Raw genomic sequence first — 17,627 nt, 5'->3', positions numbered from 1 at the left:
ATTGATTTACTTTTCGTTTACAAAAACAGCCGCTGGATATCGTTCCATGTGACAACCAGCATAAGAAGCATTAAGAAAGCTACTCCGATAAACACAACAAATGCTTCTTTTTCCCTGTTAATCGGTTTGCCCCGAATCGCTTCAATAAATAGAAACAACAGTCTTCCTCCGTCAAGTGCCGGAATCGGAAGCAGGTTGACAATCCCAAGGTTAATGCTTAAAAACGCCGCAAACTGAAATAAGTTCACGATCCCAGTTTTCGCCACTTGGTCTGTCATGTCATATATGCCGACAGGACCTGACAGCATATCGAGTTTAAATTGGCCTGTTACTAATTTGCTCAGATTGGTTAAAATGGCTTTGGTGACATCAACTGTTGATGTCGCGCCGTAAGCAACCGCTGAGAGTACGCCTTTTTCAGTCGGCGCATAGGAACCGAAACGTCCGATTGTTTTTTTGTTCTCATCTTTAACAGCTTCCGGAGTCACTGAAAGATGAAGTGTTTTGTTATCTCTTTTTACTGCAACGTCCATTTCTTTATCCGGGTTTTCTTTTACAGCGGAGACAATGTCAGTCCAAGACCTCATTTTCTCTCCGTTAATGCTTTGGATATAATCCCCTTCTTTTAGCCCTGCTTCAGCCGCCCGTCCATTGTCTGTCAGCTGCCCGAGCATAGGTTCATTTGACGGTACGCCTTGAATCAGCCCAAGCATCACTAAAATGACGTAAGCTAAAATAAAGTTCATAATCGGCCCTGCAGCAATTGCTTTAATCCGCTGCCACACAGGTTTGGAACCAAATTGGCGATTATACGGCGCAATCTGCACTTCTTCTCCGTCTACAATAAAAAAGGATGTTTCGCTGACAGTAAAGCTGGAAAGTTCGTCCTCTTTCCCCTGTTCATAACCGGTGATCTTCATGTCATGCTCTAGATCCGCTGTTTCCACTTCAATGACTAAAGCATCCGGATATTTTTCCTTTTGATTGATGATGACTTTCTCAACTTGATCTTTTTTATTAAAGAGAAGCCCGACCGTGTATCCGGGTTTCACCTCAATCATTTCCGGATCTTCGCCGGCCATACGAACAAACCCGCCGACCGGAAGCAGCCTGATCGTATAAACTGTTTCATTTTTTTTGAAAGAAAAAATCTTTGGACCGAAGCCGATCGCAAATTCACGGCAGAGAATTCCCGCTCTTTGGGCTAGCAATAAATGGCCCAGTTCATGGAAGAAAACGAGCGTTCCGAAAATAATGATAAACGCTATAACTGTATTCACGAACATACCACCTTATGTGAGTATTGAATTGACGTATCCCCGGGTATCTTTGTCCACTTCTTGAATGTCCGCCAGGCTCGGTTTTTTCAGTAATTGATGGCGGGTTAGTGCCTTTTCGATACAGTCTTCAATAGCCAAAAACGGTATCTTGCCAGCTAAAAAGGCAGCGACAGCTACTTCGTTTGCCGCATTTAGCACTGTCGGCATTGTTCCTCCTATTTTACCCGATTCAAAAGCAAATTGTAAGCATCGGAACCTGTCAAAATCAGCTTTCTCAAAATGAAGGCTGCCGATTTCCCATAATTCAAGCCTTTTCGCATCTGGTAATGGCAATCGGTCAGGATAAGTGAGCGCATATTGAATGGGGACTCTCATATCCGGAGTTCCGAGCTGTGCGATCACACTTTTATCATGGAACTCAACCATTGAATGGATGATGCTCTCCTTATGTAAAACCACATCAATTTGTTCATAAGGTATATCGAAAAGCCAGTGTGCCTCGATCACCTCTAATCCCTTATTCATCATTGTAGCCGAATCAATTGTAATTTTTGCACCCATTGACCAGTTTGGATGTTTTAATGCATCTTCAACTGTTACTGATTCGAGCTCCTCCCGCGTCTTGTCCCGAAAACTTCCGCCGGATGCCGTAATGATGAGGCGTTCAATGTTTTTAGCCTGTTCGCCTTGAAGAGCTTGAAAAATGGCTGAATGCTCACTGTCAACAGGCAGCAGCGGAACATCATATTTCTTAGCATGTTCTTTTACTATATGCCCTGCAGTGACAAGAGTTTCCTTATTTGCAAGCGCAATTGTTTTTTTCTGTTCAATTGCCTTTAATGTCGGGATAAGACCGACGCTTCCAAGCAAAGCGTTGACAACAATGTCAACCTCCTCCATCACTGCTGCTTCTATCAGTCCTTCTTCTCCCAGCCCGATTTGGCATTCAAAAGAAAAAGACATTTGTTTTAATTTATGATATGTATCCAGATCACCGACAGAGACAAACTTCGGCTGAAAGACCTCAATCATTGGAACGGCCTTATCAATATTTCTGCCAAACGACATAGATACCAGCTGAAATTGGTCTTGATGTGCACGCAGTACATCAAGAGTCTGTTCGCCGATTGATCCTGTTGCTCCTAAAAGACAAATATTTTTCAAAGTTGCCACTACTCCTATTCTTATTGCTGCATGATCAGTCTCATATTCATATTAGACTTTTTTATGAAAAAAGGGCAAGCAGAAAGTACAAGAAAGGCATGACAAACAAGAAACTGTCAAAACGGTCTAATATACCGCCATGCCCGGGAAGAATATTCCCAGAATCCTTTACATCGTAATGTCTTTTCAACGCGGATTCCACTAAATCTCCCAGTTGTCCAAAAACAGACAAAAACAGCGTGATCAACAGCAGATAAATATACGGGATCGGAAGTTGTGCAACAAGCTGAAAAATCGTCGCCAATACAAGTGCGATGACAATTCCGCCTGCAAACCCTTCCACTGTTTTATTCGGACTGATTTCAGGCCACAGTTTCCGCTTCCCAAGCGATTTACCGACAAAATAGGCACCGGAATCCGTGGACCAAATGACAACACACGCATAAAAAATGTATGTTAATCCGTATTGGTCAAGATTTCTGATTTCGATAAAATAATGAAAACACATTCCGATGTAAATTGCTGCAAGCGTAATAAACCCGACTTCATCAAAAGTAAAGGTGTTCTTGACCAACACTGTGTAAGTCAGCAATAGCAGTACCGCAAATAAAGCGATTTCCATTTTGGAAATTCCGTCCGCTTCAAAAAACGAATACTGGCTTGGCAATAAGAACATCCACAACAATAAAAGACCGATCAAACCCGGCAGTGAAACCAGCTTCAGCTTTTTCATCCGTAAAAGTTCAAAAAGCGCCACACTGCCCATAGCATAAATTAATATGGTGAACGGCAATTCCCCGACAATAACCAAAAATAAAAATACAATTGCTGCCAGAACACCTGTCAAAATTCTTTGTTTCATGTCCACCATCCTCTAAATTCCGCCAAACCTCCGGCCTCTCTGCTGAAACTCTCCTAACGCCTGCAGGAAGTGATCTTCTTTAAAGTCAGGCCACAAGACGTCAGTAAAGACAAATTCACTGTAGGCAACCTGCCATAGCATAAAATTACTCAGCCTTATCTCGCCGCTCGTTCGAATTAAAAGTTCAGGATCCTGCAAAGATTCAGTCATCAAATAAGTAGAAAAAAGCGATTCATCAATGTCTTCAATATTCAAAGAGCCTTCCTTCACTTTTTCCGCGAGTGATTTTGCAGCACTGACAATTTCAGTACGGCCTCCATAGTTAAGAGCAAAATTAAGGATCATTCCGTCGTTTTGCGCCGTGTCCTGTACAGCTTTTTCAATCGCACGTAATGTGTGCGCCGGCAAAGCCGTTTCATCCCCAATGATCCGAACCTGTACATTTTCCTCAACAAGCTCTGGAAGATACGTATTCAAAAATTCTTCCGGAAGCTTCATTAAAAAATCGACTTCCATTTTCGGTCTTTTCCAGTTTTCTGTTGAAAATGCATACAATGTCAGTACTTTGACACCTAATTCGTTTGCGAGCTTCGTGGTCCTTTTTACCACCTTCATCCCTTCATGGTGGCCTGCAATTCTGGGAAGAGAGCGTTTTTTAGCCCAACGGCCATTTCCATCCATGATAATGGCGATGTGTTCGGGAATTTCTCCCTTAAGTATGTCTTCTTTTGTATAACGTTCTAAGTTGGAAGCCGCTGTTTGCTGATTCTTCCAATTTTTGAGTATGTTGAGCATGAGATTCCTCCGTCACCCAAAAAGGTTACATTCCCTGCTGATAATCAATGTAATCAACAGTATTAACAAAAAAACCCCCTGTAAACATGAGAGGGTCTTTTCACTATTATCTATTGTACATAGTTTTTCATTAAACTTCCATGATTTCTTTTTCTTTGTCTTTTGTGACACTGTCAATTTTTGACACATATTCATCTGTCAGTTTTTGAACGTCTTCAGTGGAAGCACGCAGTTCATCCTCAGTAATGTCTCCGTTTTTCTCAAGTTTTTTGAGATCATCGTTAGCATCACGGCGAACGTTACGAACAGCTACTTTTGCTTCTTCAGCATATTTTTTTACAACTTTCACTAATTCTTTCCGTCTCTCTTCTGTTAGTGCCGGAATTGCAATTCGAATCATATTGCCGTCACTTGTTGGTGTAAGACCTAAATCAGCTTTTAAAATCGCTTTTTCGATATCGCCGATTGCTGTTTTGTCGTATGGTGTGATAACGAGCATACGAGCTTCAGGCACGTTAATAGAAGACAACTGATTTAAAGGTGTCTGCGCTCCGTAATATTCAACCGTTACTTTATCTAATAATGATGGATTTGCACGGCCTGCGCGTACAGTAGCCAATTCGCGCTGATAAGCAGCAATTGCCTTTTCCATTTTTTCTTTTGTTTGAGTTAATACTTCTTTTGACACGTTATTTCCCCCTCACGATCGTTCCGATTGATTCACCGATAACGGCACGTTTGATATTTCCTTCTTCCATAATAGAAAAGACGATAAGCGGAATGTCATTGTCCATGCATAAAGAGGAAGCTGTTGAATCCATGACTTCCAGGCCGTCTTTAAGAACGTCAAGATAAGAAAGTGATTCATACTTAACAGCTGATTCATCTTTTCTAGGATCAGCATTATACACACCGTCAACGTTATTTTTAGCCATCAAAATAACGTCTGCCTCAATTTCAGCAGCCCGCAGTGCAGCTGTCGTATCAGTTGAGAAATATGGGTTTCCTGTGCCCGCAGCGAAAATAACGACACGTTTTTTCTCTAAGTGGCGTATCGCTTTTCTTCTTATGTACGGTTCAGCAACTTGTCTCATTTCAATGGATGTTTGCACTCTGGACTGGATTCCGAGTGTTTCCAAGCTGTCTTGAAGAGCAAGCGAATTCATTACTGTCGCCAGCATTCCCATATAGTCAGCAGTCGCGCGGTCCATGCCCAGGTCACTTCCTGTTTTTCCGCGCCATAAGTTGCCGCCGCCTACTACAACAGCCACTTCGACTTCAAGCTCAGCGATTTCCTTCACTTGCTTTGCAATGGATTGAATGACAGTTGGGTTAATTCCATTTCCCTGTTCTCCTGCCAATGCTTCCCCGCTAAGCTTTAATACGATACGTTTGTATTTTGGTTTTTCCATGATAACCTCCAAGTGTAAACATTGCCGTTTTCTATTATGCAAGAGAAAAAAAGGTTTGTAAATATAGTTTTAAAAATAGGGAACACAAAATGTGTCCCCTATACTGCCTGAAAAGACGCGACTTAGCCGCGAAATCTTTTCACCATTATTTTTTCACTTGGTTCATTACTTCTTCAGCAAAGTTTTCTTGACGTTTTTCGATGCCTTCTCCAACTTCATAGCGGACAAAAGTTTGAACAGTAGCGTTTTTCGCTGCAATAACTTGTTTCACTTTTTCATCTGGGTTTTTAACGAACGCTTGGTCTAATAGACAAATTTCTTCGAAGAATTTGTTTAGACGGCCTTCAACCATTTTCGCTACGATGTTTTCAGGTTTGCCTTCTTGGAGGGCTTGCTGAGTTAAGATTTGACGCTCATGATTTGTTTCTTCTTCAGATACTTGATCACGAGAAATGTAACGAGGGTTAACTGCAGCAACGTGCATTGCGATATCTTTCGCAGTTTCTTCATCAGTTGTACCGTTGAGAACAGTTAATACACCGATGCGGCCGCCCATGTGAAGGTACGCACCGAATGCAGAGCTGTCGTCTTTTGTAAGAACTGTAAAGCGGCGAAGAGTGATTTTCTCACCGATTTTAGCAACTGCGCTTGTGATGTACTCTTCAACAGTTGAGCCATTTTCCATTTTTTGGCCCATTGCTTCTTCAACATCAGCTGGCGTGTTTGCAAGAAGGTGGTCAGCTAAAGTGTTAAGAAGCTCTTTAAAACCTTCGTTTTTCGCAACGAAATCAGTTTCAGAGTTTACTTCTAGGATAACGCCTTTGTTGCCGTCAGTTTTAATAAGAGTAGAACCTTCTGCTGCGATACGATCAGCTTTTTTCGCTGCTTTTGCAATCCCTTTTTCTCTTAAAAGGTCAATTGCTTTGTCCATATCTCCGTCAGTTTCAGTTAACGCTTTTTTACAATCCATCATGCCCGCGCCAGTTTTTTCACGCAGTTCTTTTACTTGCTGTGCAGTAATTGCCATTTGTATTCCTCCTTATATGTTTAAACAAGAGTATGTATATTACACATTTTTCTTGAAAAAAGGTGATAAAAGGCAGTCCCTCTTATCACCTTTTGAATAGGTTACGCAGTTGTTGTTTCTGTTTCTGGTGCAGTTTCTTCAGCAACTTCCGCTTCTTCTTCGCCTTGCTTCGCTTCTAAGATTGCATCTGCCATTTTAGAAGTTAGAAGTTTAACAGCGCGGATAGCGTCATCGTTCGCTGGGATAACAACATCGATTTCATCTGGATCACAGTTAGTATCTACGATACCGATGATAGGGATGTTTAATTTGCGAGCTTCCGCAACAGCGATGCGCTCTTTGCGAGGATCGATGATGAATAATGCATCAGGAAGATCCTTCATATCTTTAATTCCGCCTAGGAATTTTTCAAGACGCTCTAATTCTTTTTTCAATTGAACGACTTCTTTTTTAGGAAGTACATCAAACGTACCGTTTTCTTGCATTTTTTCAATGTCTTTAAGACGTTTAATACGTTTTTGGATTGTTTCGAAGTTTGTTAATGTACCGCCCAACCAGCGTTGGTTGACATAGTACATGCCAGAGCGTTGAGCTTCTTCTTTAACAGAATCTTGAGCTTGTTTTTTTGTTCCGACGAAAAGGATTTTTCCGCCTTCAGCAGCAAGATTTTTAGTGAAGTTGTAAGCTTCCTCTACTTTTTTGACTGTTTTTTGAAGGTCAATGATGTAGATTCCGTTACGCTCCGTGAAAATGTAACGCTTCATTTTTGGGTTCCAACGGCGTGTTTGGTGACCGAAGTGAACACCAGCTTCAAGCAATTGCTTCATAGAAATGACTGACATGTTATTTCCTCCTAATATAATGGTTTTTTTCCTCCGCTTAGGTCATTTTTGTGCAGAACTGCCGCCTGCAGCACCCTCTGCATAAATCGTTAAGCGTGTGTATTTAACACCAAGACATAATATAACACAGCTTTATCCGACAATCAAGAATCCTTTACACCTTTGGAGCGAAATTTTAAAAATAGCTCGATTTCTGTCTTTCCGCTCTTCATTTTCTGGGCAATTTGACTTGCCGAATATCCCTGTTCATATAATTCTATGACCTGGTCTTCAAATGATTGGACCTCACTGTTTACGATCTCTTCCCGACGGTCAACCTCTGTAATCAGACCTTCAATATGTTCAGGAAGATTCTCTGCCTCTTGGACTGGATCCCGCTCTTGATATGTTTCAGAGGTCTGAAGGCCTGGCTTTTGGGATTCTTCATCTGATTGACTTGCAGATGAAGCTTTATTTTCTATCAGTTTCTCATTTTCTTCTTTTAATTCAAGCAGAAATGCCGCCAAGGTGTTTTCCGTCTCTTCAAGTATCTGTTTTTGCTGTTTTTCTGTTTCTTTCACTGCAGCGAGCCTCGTATACAGGATAATGACAGCGTACAGAAGAACGCCGTGGAGCGTAAAGCTTAAAAGCCATAATAGTGTTGACATGTTTTTCACTCGCTAACCATGAAATTCATTATTGTATCACTTTTTCCAGCAGATTCTTTAATTTAAATAATGCCTTTGAATGGATCTGAGATATGCGGGACGTAGAAAGATTTAATACTTGTCCGATTTCTGTCAGTGTCAACTCCTCTTTGTAGAACAAACTGACAACCAGCTGTTCTTTTTCAGAGAGTTCGTGAATTTTTTCTGCAAGCTGTGCAACCAGTTCATCCTTCATAATCTTTTCTTCAGGCGGAACATTTTTGTCATCTCTGATCATGACTTGAATGTTTTCCCCGTCATCTTGATCATGGAGCTTTTCATCAATTGACAGCAGATTTGCAAAAAAACCTTCATTCATTGTTGACACGACATCCTGTACCGTCATTCCGAGTTCCTCTGCAATTTCCGCGGGCGATACATTGCGAAGATACCGCTGTTCAAGCTTTTCAATTGCTGCTTCAACCTTTTTTGTTTTTTCGCGCGAGGTTCTGGGCAGCCAATCTTCTTTGCGAAGCCCGTCTATGATTGCGCCGCGAATTCTAAACGAGGCGTAGGTATCAAATTTTAAGTCCCGGCTGGGGTCAAATTTTTCAAGGGCATCATATAAACCAAGCATACCAAGGCTCATAAGATCGTCTTTATGCACTGATTTCGGCAGTCCGACAGAAATTCTGCCTACATGATATGTGACAAGCGGCATGTAACGGCGCATTAAGTCGTCACCGGCTTTAGGATCTTTCCACTCTTTCCAGCGCGTCCAAAGCACCTGATCTTCATAATTCAAGGATTGCATTGTTATCCCCCTAATACCTTAATTAAATCGTTTTTTCACCTTGTTTAACAGTTCGAATATGCAGCATGCAGGACTTCGGTTCAAATTCTATCGTCCGGCCGCTTGAGCCGCCCGTATCTTCACTAATAATAGGAATATTAAATAAAGACAGCTGTTCTTTTATCGCTAATACATTTCTCGGTCCGATCTTCATTAAATCATTTGTCGATTTAAATTTAAACATCTCTGATCCGCCGGCCAGCTTTGCTTTTAATGCAAATTTCCGGCATCCCGCTTCTATCAGCATATCAATCGTGGTCTTTACGGCGGTGTCAGCGTACTTAGCCCGGTTGAGCTCGGCAGTTTTCGATAACGTCGAATCCGGAAGCATGACATGAACAAGACCCGCCGTTTGCTTTTCTTTATCATAAAGCACCAGCCCCACACATGAGCCCAACCCAGAGGTCCGGATGGTATCCGGGAAGCGGGCGATCTTCACGTCAGCAATCCCAACCTTTATAACAACAGCCTCAGTTGTACTCATAATGATGCACCTAAGGCGACAAAGAGCTTTTCAAATGAATCATAGTCCGGCAGCATAAACATATGCGCTTTCAGCTCCTGCTGATGGCTTTGGTCAAAAATTGACGTGTCGACAACAATGGCGTGTTCTCCAACCTGACTGAGCTCCATCAGCCCTTCGCTGATCACAGCTCCGAACATGTCCAATGAGACTTCAGGAACACTTGGATAGAGCTGGAGCTTCGTCAAATCCGCCAAAGCTGTTAAATATGACCCCGCTAAAATATTGCCCAGTTCATGCAAAGCGGATGAGCTCATGTGGTCTTCACCTAAGTCCTCTATGTCAAAATCGGGGTTTCCAATCAGCTCTCTGATAAACTGCTCCGCCTGAAAAAAAGGCATTATAAAGAACATTGAACCCGTTAAATCGCCTTCCATTCTTAAAAAGATGCTGGCAACCGGGACATCGGCGCCGCCGAAAAAATCAACAAGCTCATCAAAAGACAGCAGCTTTGCAAATGGGACTTCCATATCTATCTTTCTATTTAACAGCTGGGCCATTGCAGAGGCGGAGTGGCCGGCGCCTATATTGCCGACTTCCCGCAAAATGTCCATCTGCTCTTCTTTGATTCCATTAAAAATACTCATGTCATAACCCCTTTAAGATTAAGCTTGATCGGGCACAGCGGACTGAGATGATTCTTTATCCAAAACCGCGTTCGCATCAATAATATTTAAGAGTCTGTTCTCTTGTTTCACAATCTGTTCGATCGACACATCCGTATCTTTCTGAACGCCTTCTGGAGCAGATTCTATTTCACTTTCGTGTACGGTAATCACATCATTCGCTTCATCCACAATCCAGCCGACTTCAATATCACGATAAGCAATAATGATAATTCGTGTTTCATCGGTAATTTCATACTCTGGCAAATTCAGGCGTTTTCTTAAATCAATAACCGGAGTCACCACCCCGCGTAAATTGATTACCCCGCAAATATATGGTTCGACGCCAGGTACCCTCGTTGGCTTTTGCCATTTTTCAATTGATTTCACCTGAGTGACAGAAATGGCATATTCTTTGCCATTTACCATAAAGACTATCATTTTTTCGCCTGTTTTAATTTCTGCAGTCATGTGAGACACCTCCTCGAATGGTTAAATAATCAGTGCATTACAATCAATAATGAGCGCTACTTCTCCGTCTCCTAAAATAGTAGCTCCGGAAATTGCAAAGACGTTTGTTAAATAATCTCCGAGTGATTTCAGCACAACTTCCTGCTGGCCAATAAAGGAGTCCACCACAAATGCAGTAGGTTTGTCGCCTTTTTTCACGACAATGATATGGAGCTGTTCCGCATCTTTTCTTGTATCTTCTATTTTAAACTCTTCTTTTAAATAAACGACAGGGACAATATGCCCTCTAAAGTCAATCACTTCACGGTCATGAGTTTGCAAAATGTCTTTTCTGTCAATAACTGCTGTCTCAATGATTGAAGAAATCGGAATGGCAAATGTCTCTTCTTCCAACTTAATCAGCAGAACTGAAATAATAGACAAGGTAAGCGGCAGCTGGATGCTGAATAGAGAGCCTTGACCCTCGGCTGATTTCACACTGACTGAACCGCCAAGAGACTCCAGTTTGTTTTTTACAACGTCAAGTCCTACACCGCGGCCGGAAATATCAGAAATTTGGTCAGCAGTTGAGAACCCCGGAGCAAAAATCAATTCGTAAATTTGGTTGTCTTCTAAGGTTTCAGCTTCTTTTTCCGTTATGACCCCGCGCTCAAGCGCTTTTTCCAGAATTTTTTTGCGATTAAGGCCTGCGCCGTCATCCTCTACTTCGATAAAGACATGGTTGCCGCTGTGATAAGCTTTAAGCACAACTTTTCCTGATTCCGGTTTTCCCTTTTGCAAACGTGTTTCCGGTGCCTCGATACCATGGTCAATACTGTTTCTGATCAAGTGAACGAGTGGATCTCCGATTTCATCAATTACTGTACGATCCAGTTCAGTTTCCGCACCGATGATCGAGAGTTCAATTTTTTTATTCAGCTCTTTCTGAAGCTGGCGAATCATTCTCGGGAATCTGTTAAAAACAGTTTCAACCGGGACCATTCTCATATTCAGAATAATCGATTGCAAATCTCCGGAAATTCTCGTCATTCGTTCAACCGTTTCAGTCAGTTCATTGTGCTCAAGCTCTTTCGCAATCTGCTCGAGACGCCCGCGGTCAATGACAAGCTCTTCAAATAAGTTCATTAAAGAATCAAGCCTGTCAATGTTGACACGAATTGTTTTAGATCCGCCGGCTGAATGCTTCGCCTGTTCATCGTTTTTAGCAGGCTGTTTTTGTTTCTCCTGCTTCGCAGGTACAGCTGCTGCTGGTGAATCTTCTTGCTTAGATTCTTCAGGCTTTTCAGCTGATGTTAAAGGAGCCCCTTGAATGACTTCAACATGCTCAATTTCCGACACGCCATTGATTAATTGTTCAATGTCTTCCGCTGATTGATGTGTTAAGAAACAAACTTGAAAGTCAGTTCCAAAATCTTCCGTTTCAAGCACTTCAGCACTTGGAATTGTTTTGGCTACTTCTCCGACTTCATTTAGTTTTTCAAACACCATATAGACACGAACTGCTTTTAACATACAGTTTTCGTTCAGAGAAATCTTGATTTCATATCGTTTGAAGCCTTGCTCCTCCGCTTCTTGTATAACTGTACGTTCAAATTCATCATATTCCCAATCAGATGCTGAACTCTGTGCTTCTGCAGGTTCCGCGGAGGCAGCGGATTCAGCGTGCGCACCATTCACATCAAGCTTGGCACTCACTTCTGAAATATCTCTTTTACCATCCCCGCCATCAATAATAGACTGAACCATTGCTTCCAGATGATCCAGAGCTTCAAACAAAATATCCAGCCAGTCTGAGGTGACTGCCATGTCTCCGTTTCGGATTGCATCCAGCACGTTTTCAAGCAGATGGGTAAGATGTGCTAAATCCGTGTAGCCCATCGTTGCGCTCATTCCTTTTAATGTATGGGCAGCCCTGAATATATCATGTACGAGCTGAAGATCAGTCGGGTCTTTCTCTAAAAGGAGAAGCTTTTCATTACATGTTTGTAAATGTTCTTTACTCTCATCAATAAAGACATCTAAATACTGATTCATATCCATTTGAATCACACCCTCTCTTTTTTCACACAGCTTGTGATGGATGCTGCGATATCTTCCACATGTTTAATCTCATGAATGAGACCCGCTTTAACAGCAGCTTTTGGCATCCCGTATACGACACAAGATTCTTCAGACTCCGCAATGGCTTTCACATTGCCGGCTGTTAGCATGTCCTTTAGCCCAGCAGTGCCGTCACTGCCCATGCCGGTCATGATAACCGCTACTTTTTCATAATCTGTCAGTTTCCCGACAGAACGGAATAAATAATCAGCAGATGGTTTATGACGGCTTGGTGTGTCATGGTTATCAAGCACAATCTGGAGTCCTTCGCTGTTTTTAATAACGGATATGTTTTTTCCGCCCGGTGCTATGTAAACACAGCCGTTAAGAGCTGCTTCACCATCTTTTGCTTCTTTTACCTGAATGTCAGATAAATGATTCAGCCGATCAGCCAAAGAAGCAGTAAACCCTTCAGGCATGTGCTGAACGACAACCACTGGTGCGTTCAAATCCTTAGGGAGCTTCGGTATCACCTTTTGTAATGCCCGTGGACCGCCTGTTGATGTGCCGATACACACAATTTGTCTGCCCGTGCCAGGTTTCGGTTTGCTTAATTCAGGCTTAACGACAGCACGCACAATAGGTTCGGGCCGAACTGTCTGGGAAACAGGACGTTTCCGCTTGCCAGAAAGTCCTGCCGCGACGACACGCTCAACTAATTGTTCTTTAATTTTGTATAAATCCAGAGATATTGAGCCTGATGGCTTTGTGATAAAATCAAAGGCACCGATCTCCAAACAATTAATTGTGCATTCTTTACCTTTCTCGGTCTGGCTCGACACCATAATGACCGGCAAGTTATAAATCTCAATAATTTTGCGGAGCGTATCTGTCCCATTCATGACCGGCATTTCAACATCAAGAGTAATAACATCCGGTTTTAATAATTCAATCTTCTTAAGCGCTTCTTCTCCGTTTCTCGCAGTTCCGATTACTTCTATCTGCTTTTCCTCGGTCAGAAAATCACTTATCATTTTTCTCATAAAAGCTGAATCATCAACTACAAGCACACGAATCAAATTAAGCCCTCCTCATTAAAAAAGAAGATAATTTCTCAATAAATGTCTGTTTGTCTTCTTTGTGTCTCGTTTCTTCTCTTTCAAACAAGGCGTCCGCTAAAATACGGACTGACCGGCTGGCTTTTGCCTGAGGGCTTTTTATGAAAAAAGGAACCTGTTCGACAACCGCTTTGCTCACGATCACATCGTCAGAAACGGAACCGGCAAACTGAACCTGAACATCCAAAAACATATGAATTGTACGGGAGAGGCGGGCAAAAGCCTCAAGCCCTTCCTTTTGGTCACGGCACCGATTGACAGCCACCTTCATTGAAAGCTTATTTTCTGTCAAAACCAAGTGCTTGACAGCGCTGTATGCGTCCATAATGGCCGTCGGCTCAGGAGTTGTTATAATCAAAATATCTTCTGCTGATAAAATAAAAGGCAGTTGATCTTTTGATAAGCCTGCTCCCATGTCAAACAGCACATAATCGAACTGGCTCAATGCATGAGAAAGTTCATTGGCAAAAAACGTCCATTTTCTCTGATCGAGCTGAAACATCACATCCAGACCAGTTCCCCCTGATATATACCGCAAACCCTTTGGGCCAACGGATAATGACTGCAGCAAAGGCTTACGATCGGTTAAAACATCGATTATCGTGGCAGACGATGAATTTCCCATTAATATATCAATGTTTCCCATCCCGATATCAAGGTCGATGAGCAGCACCTTCTTACCTTTATCCTGCAGCGCAAGTGCCATATTTAAGGTAATATTGGATTTTCCGACACCGCCCTTGCCGCTAATGACAGCAAGTGTCTTCGCTTTTTGTGAATAAACCATCGGCAGAACGCGCTCACGTTTTTCCATTTTCGCCCGTAAAGTTGCTGCTTGGTCATATCTGTTCATCTGCACAGCATCCTCACAAAACCAAGTGGAGATACAGTCTGTATATCCTCAGGCACATTCTGTCCGTTTGTCATAAACCCGACACCTATTTTTGATTCTGCCAGTATATTAAATACAGAACCTAAGGAAGTCGTTTCATCTATTTTCGTAAAAATATACTGATTGACAGGGACGGATGAAAACCGTTTGACAATATGCTTCATATCTTCATATTTTGCAGTCGCGGATAAAACAAGAAATGACTGAATGCTGCTCTCAAAAGGAATCGTTTCTTTCAGTTCATCAATGTATTGCGGATCCTTGAAGTTTCTTCCGGCTGTATCAACAAACACATGATCATACTCAGAAAATAACTCCTTCGCCTGCTGAAATTCTTCTTTTGTATAGCAAACTTCCAGAGGAGCCTGCAGCAGTTCAGCGTATGTTTTCAACTGTTCAACAGCTGCAATACGATACGTATCTGTTGTAATAAAAGCGATTTTTTTATGTTTTTCAAGCATAGATATGGCTGCGAGTTTAGCCAGTGTAGTTGTTTTACCAGCCCCTGTTGAACCAAAGAGAACGATATATTTTGAATGAATTGGCTCCTGCCACTTGTCTGCTGAGGGCAGCATATCGCATAGTATTTCCTGAAGTTTGCCGACAACATTTTCTTCAGTCAAGCCGCCTGCTTCAACAGAGAAGCGAAGCAATTTTTTCAGAGTGTTCGTTTTCGTAGACTCTTTGATCCCTGTTTCGTGCAAAAGCTTTTCTGCTTTTCGCAGCGGCTCAGGAAGTACAGATTGATATGCTGAAAAATCACCTAGCTCCTGTTGCGCCGGAATTTGAGGGGGATATGTTCTCTCCTCTATTTTCGGACTGCTGACCGGAGTTTTTAATGTTTGTTTCGGTTCAGCTGCCTTCTGAGGCGTTTTTTTCTCAAGAAAGTCCTGATCCAATACGGCGATTACTTCAACAGCAGGCTTGTTGACGAGGCCAAACCATTTTCGCTTTTTAATTTTTTTCGAATTTAATATGACCGCTTCATTACCTAACTCTTTTCTGATGAGAAGTGCCGCTTCTTGCATTGAAGCAGCAGTAAATTTTTTTATTTTCATTAAATATCCACCACTCCAATGCTTTGTACCTCAACATTCGCCTCAAGTTCGTTATAAGAGAGTACCGGAAGATCAGGGAAGTACCGTTCCAGAAGCTGCTTCACATACATTCTGACAGGCGGCGAGCAAAGAAGAATCGCGGTTTCCTGACGTAATGAGAGCTGTTCAGCTTCTTTGGCGACAGAGCGCACTATACTTTCTGAAATATCTGGTTCAACTGATAAATAGTTCCCGTGTTCCGTCTGCTGCACACCGTCTGCTATTGCTTTTTCTACACGGCCCGAACAAGTAACAACCTTCAACACTTCATTTTCTTTGGCAAACTGGGCTGTAATTTGTTTAGCAAGCGCTTGTCTTGTATACTCTGTCAAAAGATCAGAATCTGTTGTTAATTTCCCATAGTCAGCAAGTGTTTCAAAAATCGTTACTAAGTTTCGAATTGAAACTTTTTCTTTTAAAAGCTTAGCAAGCACTTTCTGAATATCACCGACAGACAATGGATTCGGCGTAACCTCTTCAACCAGGACTGGATACGATTCTTTCAAGTGATCGATCAGCTGTTTTGTCTCCTGCCTTCCGATCAATTCGTGGGCATGCTGCTTAATTTTCTCCGTAATATGCGTTGAAACGACTGATGCAGGATCAACTACTGTATAACCAAGCATGTCGGCTTCATCCTTTACCGCTTCGCTAATCCATTTAGCCGGCAGTCCGAATGAAGGCTCCACTGTTTCAATCCCTTCAATGAGATCGTCCTCAGGAGTAGGCGACATCGCTAAATAATGATCAAGCAACAGCTCGCCTTTTGCTACTTCGTTTCCTTTAATTTTCAATCGGTATTCATTAGGCTGCAACGCTATATTATCTCTGATTCGCACGACAGGAATGACAAGCCCGAGTTCCAAAGCCAACTGACGGCGTATCATAACAATTCGGTCTAATAAATCACCGCCTTGATTGGCATCAGCAAGCGGTATCAGGCCATATCCAAACTCAAATTCTATCGGATCTATATGCAGAAGCTGAACAACACTTTCAGGGCTTTTAAGCTCGTCCACCTCAGCCTCTTCCTCAAGAATCTCATCCACTTCTTCTTTTTCCTTACCTGATTTAGATAGTGTATATGCGCCAAAAGCAAGCAATCCCGCAAGCGGCCCCGTCAGAAGGATGCCGATCGGAGTGAAAATACCTAAAAGCATGATCGTAGCTGCTGCGACGTATAAAAGCTTTGGATACGCAAACAGCTGGCCTGTAATGTCATGCCCTAAGTTTCCTTCAGATGCAGCTCTTGTGACCACAATACCCGTAGCCGTAGAAATTAACAGTGCCGGGATTTGCGAAACAATTCCATCCCCTACAGTCAGCATCGTAAAGTGTGAAGCAGCTTCTTGAATGGACATGCCCTGCTGAAGCATTCCGATCACGATTCCGAAAATAATATTGATCATCACAATGATGATTCCGGCAATGGCGTCACCTTTTACAAATTTACTGGCACCGTCCATTGCTCCATAAAAGTCTGCTTCTCTTGCCACTTTTTCGCGGCGATGCTTCGCTTCCTGTTCGGTAATCATCCCTGCGTTTAAATCAGCATCAATACTCATCTGCTTCCCCGGCATTGCGTCCAGCGTAAACCTTGCTGCAACCTCGGAAACACGTTCAGCACCTTTTGTAATGACGATAAACTGAATAATAATAAGGATGATAAATACAACGAGTCCAACTAATACATTTCCGCCGACAACGAAATTTCCGAAAGTCTCGACGACTTTACCTCCCTCACCGTGTGAAAGAATTGAACGGGTAGTTGAGACGTTCAAGCCCAAACGAAATAGGGTCAAAAGCAGCAACAGTGACGGAAAAATCGAAAACTGAAGCGCTTCCTGCATATTCATTGTGGTGAGAAGCACGATCAACGCAAGAGAAATATTAATAATGATCAAAATACTTAACAGCCATGGAGGAAATGGAATCACCAGCATCGCCACAATGAGGACAACACTTATTAAAACGGATAAATCTCTTGTTGACATGCTGTTTTTTCTCTCCTTTTAAATCG

18 protein-coding genes are annotated in these 17,627 nt (G+C 42.3%); all 18 read right to left on the bottom strand.

Annotated elements, in window-relative coordinates:
• Positions 1-17 precede the first annotated feature (17 nt).
• The 18 genes from rseP to flhA all read right to left on the bottom strand — a co-directional run bounded on the left by rseP (position 18) and on the right by flhA (position 17,601).
• The gene (gene rseP, locus ACFVP7_RS09525) at positions 18-1,286 is read right to left on the bottom strand and encodes an RIP metalloprotease RseP (RefSeq protein ID WP_338733794.1); all 1,269 of its coding nucleotides are present in this window, start codon (positions 1,284-1,286) and stop codon (positions 18-20) included.
• A 6-nt stretch (positions 1,287-1,292) separates the two neighbouring features.
• Entirely contained in the window at positions 1,293-2,444 is a 1,152-nt protein-coding gene (gene dxr, locus ACFVP7_RS09520; RefSeq protein WP_003245155.1) for a 1-deoxy-D-xylulose-5-phosphate reductoisomerase, read from the bottom strand.
• A 61-nt stretch (positions 2,445-2,505) separates the two neighbouring features.
• On the bottom strand, positions 2,506-3,315 hold the full coding sequence (cdsA, locus tag ACFVP7_RS09515) for a phosphatidate cytidylyltransferase (protein ID WP_072174243.1): 810 nt from the start codon (positions 3,313-3,315) through the stop codon (positions 2,506-2,508).
• Positions 3,316-3,318: 3 nt separating this feature from the next.
• Positions 3,319-4,101 carry an isoprenyl transferase gene (locus tag ACFVP7_RS09510; protein ID WP_003231925.1) on the bottom strand — a complete coding sequence of 261 codons (783 nt, stop codon included), beginning with the start codon at positions 4,099-4,101 and terminating at the stop codon, positions 3,319-3,321.
• A 130-nt stretch (positions 4,102-4,231) separates the two neighbouring features.
• Positions 4,232-4,789: a ribosome recycling factor gene (gene frr, locus ACFVP7_RS09505; protein WP_003231927.1), complete on the bottom strand. Its 558-nt coding sequence runs from the start codon at positions 4,787-4,789 to the stop codon at positions 4,232-4,234.
• A 1-nt stretch (position 4,790) separates the two neighbouring features.
• Positions 4,791-5,513 (bottom strand): UMP kinase, encoded by a 723-nt coding sequence (gene pyrH / locus ACFVP7_RS09500; RefSeq protein WP_003220923.1) that lies wholly within the window; start codon positions 5,511-5,513, stop codon positions 4,791-4,793.
• Between the two features lie 145 nt (positions 5,514-5,658).
• A complete protein-coding gene (gene tsf, locus ACFVP7_RS09495) occupies positions 5,659-6,540 on the bottom strand; it encodes a translation elongation factor Ts (protein WP_003231929.1) in 882 nt (293 codons plus the stop codon).
• Between the two features lie 101 nt (positions 6,541-6,641).
• On the bottom strand, positions 6,642-7,382 hold the full coding sequence (gene rpsB / locus ACFVP7_RS09490) for a 30S ribosomal protein S2 (protein ID WP_003220918.1): 741 nt from the start codon (positions 7,380-7,382) through the stop codon (positions 6,642-6,644).
• Positions 7,383-7,525: 143 nt separating this feature from the next.
• The gene (gene swrB / locus ACFVP7_RS09485; RefSeq protein WP_038828246.1) at positions 7,526-8,029 is read right to left on the bottom strand and encodes a swarming motility protein SwrB; all 504 of its coding nucleotides are present in this window, start codon (positions 8,027-8,029) and stop codon (positions 7,526-7,528) included.
• A 28-nt stretch (positions 8,030-8,057) separates the two neighbouring features.
• Positions 8,058-8,822 carry an RNA polymerase sigma-28 factor SigD gene (gene sigD, locus ACFVP7_RS09480; RefSeq protein WP_032725704.1) on the bottom strand — a complete coding sequence of 255 codons (765 nt, stop codon included), beginning with the start codon at positions 8,820-8,822 and terminating at the stop codon, positions 8,058-8,060.
• Between the two features lie 22 nt (positions 8,823-8,844).
• Positions 8,845-9,345 carry a chemoreceptor glutamine deamidase CheD gene (gene cheD, locus ACFVP7_RS09475; RefSeq protein WP_014476818.1) on the bottom strand — a complete coding sequence of 167 codons (501 nt, stop codon included), beginning with the start codon at positions 9,343-9,345 and terminating at the stop codon, positions 8,845-8,847.
• The gene (cheC, locus tag ACFVP7_RS09470) at positions 9,342-9,971 is read right to left on the bottom strand and encodes a CheY-P phosphatase CheC (protein WP_003231935.1); all 630 of its coding nucleotides are present in this window, start codon (positions 9,969-9,971) and stop codon (positions 9,342-9,344) included. The genes cheD and cheC overlap by 4 nt, the downstream gene beginning before the upstream one ends.
• A gap of 18 nt (positions 9,972-9,989) precedes the next feature.
• Positions 9,990-10,460, bottom strand: coding sequence for a chemotaxis protein CheW (gene cheW / locus ACFVP7_RS09465; RefSeq protein ID WP_003231938.1), 471 nt, complete (start codon positions 10,458-10,460; stop codon positions 9,990-9,992).
• Between the two features lie 21 nt (positions 10,461-10,481).
• On the bottom strand, positions 10,482-12,500 hold the full coding sequence (gene cheA / locus ACFVP7_RS09460) for a chemotaxis protein CheA (protein WP_015483230.1): 2,019 nt from the start codon (positions 12,498-12,500) through the stop codon (positions 10,482-10,484).
• A 5-nt stretch (positions 12,501-12,505) separates the two neighbouring features.
• Positions 12,506-13,579, bottom strand: a complete 1,074-nt coding sequence (gene cheB / locus ACFVP7_RS09455; RefSeq protein WP_014476816.1) for a protein-glutamate O-methylesterase CheB — start codon at positions 13,577-13,579, stop codon at positions 12,506-12,508.
• A 1-nt stretch (position 13,580) separates the two neighbouring features.
• Positions 13,581-14,477 carry a flagellum location/number ATPase FlhG gene (flhG, locus tag ACFVP7_RS09450; protein ID WP_338733787.1) on the bottom strand — a complete coding sequence of 299 codons (897 nt, stop codon included), beginning with the start codon at positions 14,475-14,477 and terminating at the stop codon, positions 13,581-13,583.
• Complete coding sequence (flhF, locus tag ACFVP7_RS09445) at positions 14,468-15,568, bottom strand: flagellar biosynthesis protein FlhF (protein ID WP_038428960.1); 1,101 nt, start codon at positions 15,566-15,568, stop codon at positions 14,468-14,470. Before flhF ends, flhG begins: the two co-directional genes overlap by 10 nt.
• Positions 15,568-17,601 carry a flagellar biosynthesis protein FlhA gene (gene flhA, locus ACFVP7_RS09440; protein WP_338733784.1) on the bottom strand — a complete coding sequence of 678 codons (2,034 nt, stop codon included), beginning with the start codon at positions 17,599-17,601 and terminating at the stop codon, positions 15,568-15,570. The genes flhF and flhA overlap by 1 nt, the downstream gene beginning before the upstream one ends.
• Positions 17,602-17,627 lie beyond the last annotated feature (26 nt).

It is taken from the genome of Bacillus sp. SG20033 (genome assembly GCF_044570195.1).
GTDB classification, from domain to species: Bacteria; Bacillota; Bacilli; order Bacillales; family Bacillaceae; genus Bacillus; species Bacillus subtilis.
Note: the sequence above shows the minus strand (reverse complement) of the source record. Positions and strands in the feature narration are given on the sequence as shown.

Excerpts from the sequence above, each read along its gene's own strand:
- flhA (WP_338733784.1), bottom strand. The coding sequence starts at position 17,601 with ATGTCAACAAGAGATTTATCCGTTTTAATAAGTGTTGTCCTCATTGTG.
- cheD (WP_014476818.1), bottom strand. The coding sequence starts at position 9,345 with ATGAGTACAACTGAGGCTGTTGTTATAAAGGTTGGGATTGCTGACGTG.
- pyrH (WP_003220923.1), bottom strand. The coding sequence starts at position 5,513 with ATGGAAAAACCAAAATACAAACGTATCGTATTAAAGCTTAGCGGGGAA.
- sigD (WP_032725704.1), bottom strand. The coding sequence starts at position 8,822 with ATGCAATCCTTGAATTATGAAGATCAGGTGCTTTGGACGCGCTGGAAA.
- swrB (WP_038828246.1), bottom strand. The coding sequence starts at position 8,029 with ATGTCAACACTATTATGGCTTTTAAGCTTTACGCTCCACGGCGTTCTT.
- cheA (WP_015483230.1), bottom strand. The coding sequence starts at position 12,500 with ATGGATATGAATCAGTATTTAGATGTCTTTATTGATGAGAGTAAAGAA.
- cheW (WP_003231938.1), bottom strand. The coding sequence starts at position 10,460 with ATGACTGCAGAAATTAAAACAGGCGAAAAAATGATAGTCTTTATGGTA.
- rseP (WP_338733794.1), bottom strand. The coding sequence starts at position 1,286 with ATGTTCGTGAATACAGTTATAGCGTTTATCATTATTTTCGGAACGCTC.
- tsf (WP_003231929.1), bottom strand. The coding sequence starts at position 6,540 with ATGGCAATTACTGCACAGCAAGTAAAAGAACTGCGTGAAAAAACTGGC.
- ACFVP7_RS09510 (WP_003231925.1), bottom strand. The coding sequence starts at position 4,101 with ATGCTCAACATACTCAAAAATTGGAAGAATCAGCAAACAGCGGCTTCC.
- rpsB (WP_003220918.1), bottom strand. The coding sequence starts at position 7,382 with ATGTCAGTCATTTCTATGAAGCAATTGCTTGAAGCTGGTGTTCACTTC.
- flhF (WP_038428960.1), bottom strand. The coding sequence starts at position 15,568 with ATGAAAATAAAAAAATTTACTGCTGCTTCAATGCAAGAAGCGGCACTT.
- cheC (WP_003231935.1), bottom strand. The coding sequence starts at position 9,971 with ATGAGTATTTTTAATGGAATCAAAGAAGAGCAGATGGACATTTTGCGG.
- cdsA (WP_072174243.1), bottom strand. The coding sequence starts at position 3,315 with ATGGTGGACATGAAACAAAGAATTTTGACAGGTGTTCTGGCAGCAATT.